Annotated in this window: 2 protein-coding genes and 3 pseudogenes; 2 read left to right on the top strand and 3 right to left on the bottom strand. The window is 41.4% G+C overall.

Annotation, left to right across the window (positions count from 1 at the left end):
- Nucleotides 1-404: 404 nt before the first annotated feature.
- A complete protein-coding gene (infC, locus tag O9334_RS06010) occupies nucleotides 405-935 on the bottom strand; it encodes a translation initiation factor IF-3 (RefSeq protein WP_045359727.1) in 531 nt (176 codons plus the stop codon).
- 655 nt (nucleotides 936-1,590) lie between these two features.
- Between infC and O9334_RS06005 the strand changes: the two are divergent.
- Nucleotides 1,591-1,842 (top strand): annotated as a pseudogene (locus O9334_RS06005) (AAA family ATPase); the annotation flags it as partial.
- A gap of 57 nt (nucleotides 1,843-1,899) precedes the next feature.
- Nucleotides 1,900-2,847, top strand: coding sequence for an IS630 family transposase (locus O9334_RS06000; RefSeq protein WP_287999666.1), 948 nt, complete (start codon nucleotides 1,900-1,902; stop codon nucleotides 2,845-2,847).
- 620 nt (nucleotides 2,848-3,467) lie between these two features.
- Here O9334_RS06000 and O9334_RS05995 read toward each other — a convergent pair.
- Together O9334_RS05995 and O9334_RS05990 are read right to left on the bottom strand one after the other, a co-directional pair.
- Nucleotides 3,468-3,641 (bottom strand): annotated as a pseudogene (locus O9334_RS05995) (ISAs1 family transposase); the annotation flags it as partial.
- A gap of 24 nt (nucleotides 3,642-3,665) precedes the next feature.
- A pseudogene (locus tag O9334_RS05990) lies at nucleotides 3,666-3,980 on the bottom strand (IS1 family transposase); the annotation flags it as partial.

Here is a 3,980-nt window from a genome sequence, read left to right as displayed (position 1 = left end):
ACGGGAGACGGGAGACGGGAGACGGGAGACGGGATACAGCTATTAGGGATCGGATTTGAGTTTTCAGTTCACTGTTTCCTCACATCAGAAGTCTGACGGAGTAGTGGCTTAGATGTGTAATTAATTGTGCTTAGATACTTACTAAATCCTGTTTAAAAGGCATAGGAGATCAGGGAGCAGGGAGAGGGGCGCGCCAGAGATGCGGAGAAACAATCCATAACTGGGTTTTTAAAGTTCGATTGGGAGTTAATCATACTATTAAAAACGGATTTGGTTTGAGTGCCTGTGATTTCAATCTAGAGACTTAATTCGCAGATAATACATTTGTTTTAAATTATTGGTTTCTTTTGGGGATTTCTGAAGAACAAAAAAGGGGTTTTAGCCCCTTTTTCTGGATTAGTTAGTTATTTTTTCGGCGATAACATCATCATCATGTTACGACCTTCTTTTTTTGGCGCTTGCTGTACCTCAGCTACATCCTCTAAATCTTTGGCCATGCGCGCCAGTAATTCTTCCGCTAGGTTAGAGTGTTGAATTTCCCGGCCTCGGAAGGTAATCGTCGCTTTTACCTTATCTCCCGCTTTTAAAAAACGTTGCGCTTGGTTGACTCGCACGTTGTAGTCATGCTCATCAATTTTATAGCGCATTTTAACTTCTTTTATATCGGCTGTATGCTGTTTTTTCTTGGCCTCACGGGCTTTTTTCTCCTGTTCAAACTTGTATTTACCATAGTCCATAATCCGGCAAACGGGAGGATTTGCCGTTTCACTGACGAGGACGAGATCAAGTTCCTTTTCTTCGGCCACGCGTAAAGCTTCGGCAGGAGTAATAATGCCTAGTTGAGAGCCGTCGCTATCGATAACGCGGATTTCAGGAAAGCGGATTCTTTCGTTAATTTGGGGGAGATCGCGAGTAGTGCGTCTTTTATCTATCACAGGCGTTCTGGGTTATCTCTATTCTGGTTAATTAATCGGTTGGAGTTTACAAAATGATTTACTTGCTATTCTACCTACTCGATCGAGTTTCTTGGCCAATTGTTAAGTTTTCTTGCAATGTTAATTTTTAGTCGCCGGCCGTCAGCCGGCGGCCGTCAGCTAGATAAGCTGTTGTGCTTGGGCTTTGTTAGACTAAGATTCCCTACTCTCAGGAATTGATTCGGTAAGGTGCGTTCCCCCTGGTCGATTAGTTGCTTAGTCAGAGTTGCAGCAGGGAACGCATCCTATTAGTAGGAAAGTATCAGGCGAAAGTTGAGAAGATTGTCCAGTATGGTGGAATTCGCCATGAAACTTCCATTCCCCTTTGAGAATTTGTTGAATGCCGTGCTGATGTTTTAATATTACTTATTGCCTAAAACTAGGATTACTTATATTAGACCTCTGGCAAAAATCAAAAATCTGACCTTAGCTGAGGAGTCTCCGAGCCAGTAGTCAGTAGTCAGGAGAATTAAGAATGAGCATTAATCAATTAAATGCTCTATTTAGGGATTTTAGGCAATTTTATGCCTATTTTTCTCATTTTTGAACTATCAAAAATTAATTATGCAAGAACTCTATTAAAGTTCATGGCTTTAAATCCTTTGATAATTTTGAAATGGAATTTACGCCGTTTACTGTAGTTGCTGGGGTTAATGCGGATGGTAAGAGTAATTTATGTGATGCTTGGCAATTGTTGGTGCGGCTGGCACAAGTCGATCTGAAGAAGGCTTTGAGCGAGTAACGAGGACATCCTAGCCAACTTTTTACCCAATATGACGAGGACGACTACGCCACGGAAAGGGAATTTATAGTTGAGATGTTAGTCAATCGCCAGGTAAAAGATCCTTGGGGTGGAGAAGTCGATCTTACAGCTTTTATCAAAAATATGAAGTATAATGTTGTGGATAGCTAAATTGTCCAAAATATGAAATCCTATCCAGTAGAGTTCCGTCAGAAAATCCTAGACTGTTATTATAACGAACCCATTTCTCAAAGGCAATTAGCGAAAAGATTCTGCGTAGCCTTAAGTTTCGTACAAAAGCTTTTGAAGCAATCTCGAGAAACGGGAGATATTCGACTGAAAACTTATCGATGTGGCCGTCATTTAAAACTCACGCAAGAACAGATGATCGCCCTAGGTGAGTTAATTGAAGAAAATAATGACGCAACTCTAACCGAACTATCAGAACTGTTCCTAGAAAGAACCGGTATAGTGCTAAGTGTTGCCCCAGGGGCAAGAATAGCCGAACGATTGAGAATGACTCGCCACAAAAAACTCTACACCCCCCGGAAAAAGAGACAGAAAGAGTACAAAAACTTAGACAAGAATACAAAGGATAAAATTATGGACGTAGACGAGGAAAATCTTATCTCGCTTGACGAAGCTGGTTCAAATCTATCTATGACCAGAACCCACGATCGCTCACTTAAAGGAACTAGAGCGCAGGGGACTCGACCCCTTAAAAAAGGACAAAATGTTTCTACTATTACAGCAATTACTAAAAAAGAAGTTCTGGGTACAGCCAATTTTTTAGGAGCGATAACTGGGATTTTATTTGAAGCGTTTATTATCCGAATATTAGTTCCTAAGCTCTGGGAAGGTGCGGTAATCAATATCGATAACTGTAAAATTAATTTCAGGGAAGAGGTCAATAAAGCGGTTGCAGAAAAAGGAGCTAAACTAATTTATTTACCTCCTTACTCTCCCGATTTTGCCCCGATTGAAAATTTTTGGTCAAAAATCAAGTCAATCTTGAGAAAATTAAAACCGAGAACTTATCGAGAGCTAGATGAAGCTTTAGAAGAGGCTTTTAAGCAAGTCTCGGAACAAGACCTTCGTAATTGGTTCACACACTGTTGCTATTGTACCTAATATATCTGAGAAAGGCTGTAAATAGGGTTTGCTGAAAAAGTTTTTCGTGGGGGCAGGCTTCGGCCGTGAGATCAGCGTTCGACCGAGCGTTCGACAAAAGCTCACGCGGCGGTTCGGCGGTTCGGCGGTTCGGCGGTTCGGCGGTTCGGCGGTTCGGCTGATCTCACCGTCGAAGCCTGAGCGTTCGACAAAAGCTCACGCCGAAGTCTCACCGAACGTCCGAAGTCTCACGCCGAGGTCCGAACGGGTGTAGGGTTTTAGCGATTTTGAGGGGGTCAATTACCTAATTTTCAGGGAAAAAGTCCCTGAATTTTCCCCCCGATCACTCCGGGATCTGGTACTTTTTGATTGACCAAAGGTCTAAAAGTCTTACCCAACAAGGTTTTTAGATTTATTCAGCCAGCCCTAAATATACCTGGACTTCCCCGTTGACAAAAGGCCATAACATCTGCTGTAGGAGGAGAATTTTGTCCATTAAGAAATGTTACAAATTACCTGGGTACATTAAGAAAAGTTAACGGGTGCATCCATTGATGGATAAGGGTTTTCGGCTCTTGTAGTAGATATGTATGGGGGAAGTTCAGGTATACAATTTTTCAAAAGTAATGGCAGAGGCTGATTCATTCTAACAAATCGCAAAGCCTGAACCACTTGTTATCAAGCCATCTTTGCCCCTTTGTAATGGATAAAAAGCCTAAACCTCTGAAAAGATTTAGAGCTATAGTTTGGAGAATTGACAAATTACTAACAGCTTGAAAGTCAGTTAAAGGTAAAGTATCTTCCTTAAAAATTACGGCGTTGCTGAATTAAGCTATGAATCAGTAAGGAATAGGCACTTCTTGAAACTTCAGATAATGAATTAATAAACGAATAGAGTATCCTAACACTTCTCTAGACTTAGAATAGCAGAGTGTTTGGCGATGCAATCGGACTAGATAATGTCTTAAACCTGTGTTCTCACCCTCTACTCTGGTCATATAAGTCTTACTAACTATATGGTCGCCCTCTGCTATAAAACATGGATAAACTGACCATCCATCGCTCACATAAAAATAGCATCCCCAAGACTTAACTAATTCCCATAAGGGGCGAAACGTTTCGCTACTATGGTCTGGGGATTACCCAACCTAAAA

It is taken from the genome of Microcystis sp. LE19-8.1F (assembly GCF_027531715.1).
GTDB classification, from domain to species: domain Bacteria; phylum Cyanobacteriota; class Cyanobacteriia; order Cyanobacteriales; family Microcystaceae; genus Microcystis; species Microcystis wesenbergii_A.
This window is presented reverse-complemented; position numbering and strand designations above follow the sequence as displayed.

Bases quoted from the DNA above. Each gene is read 5' to 3' on its own strand.
- O9334_RS06000 (WP_287999666.1), top strand. From the start codon at position 1,900: ATGAAATCCTATCCAGTAGAGTTCCGTCAGAAAATCCTAGACTGTTAT.